This window comes from Melaminivora alkalimesophila (assembly GCF_000282995.1).
In the GTDB taxonomy this organism is placed as follows: Bacteria; Pseudomonadota; Gammaproteobacteria; order Burkholderiales; family Burkholderiaceae_C; genus Melaminivora; species Melaminivora alkalimesophila.
The window spans coordinates 1-645 of the sequence record NZ_ALEE01000712.1; the positions used below are offsets into that span (position 1 = coordinate 1).

A 645-nucleotide genomic window follows, 5' to 3' on the forward strand; every position below is an offset into this window, starting at 1 on the left:
CGGGCGCACCGCCGCGCCGGTGCCGGACGCGCCCCGGGCCGGCAGCTGCGCCCCGAGCTGCTCGTTCATGCGCCAATAGACGGCCGTCACCAGGATGTCGCAGCGCGTCTGGGCGGTCTGCTTGATGAGGGCCTCGATCTCCGAGGCGCGCTGCGTGTCGCCGCCGTATTCGGGCGCCATGTCGACCATGATCAGGAACTGGGCGCCGCGCTGGTCCAGCGACAGCACCTTGAACTTGTAGCCTGCCGACAGCACGCCCGCGCGCACCATCACGTCGCGCACCACCGTGTAGAGCTGCTCGCGCCGCTGCACACGCTCGTTCTTGCGCAGGCCCTCCGCGGGCTCGGCCGCCGGCGCAGCCGGGGCGACCGGGGCGGCAGCGGACCCGGCCGGCTGTCCTCCCCGCGGCAGCGGACCCGCGGCAGCGCCGCGCGGCGAGGCTGCCGGGCTGCGCCTGGAGCGGGGGAAAAGCCAGCTGAACAACGACATCGGTGCGTCAGGATTCGATTTTCTTGGGAAAGGCACCAGTGTAGATGCCAGAGCCCGGGCAGCGCCCAGTATCCGACAGCGGCCCACGGACTCCCCGCAGGCCAGGCCGCTGGCCGACCCTCAGGTGGCGGCGATGCGCCGGCGGCGGTTCGCCAG

1 pseudogene is annotated in these 645 nt (G+C 73.0%); it reads right to left on the minus strand.

The features are described 5' to 3' along the window. Positions 1-489, minus strand: a pseudogene (locus tag A612_RS16125) (hypothetical protein); the annotation flags it as partial. Positions 490-645 lie beyond the last annotated feature (156 nt).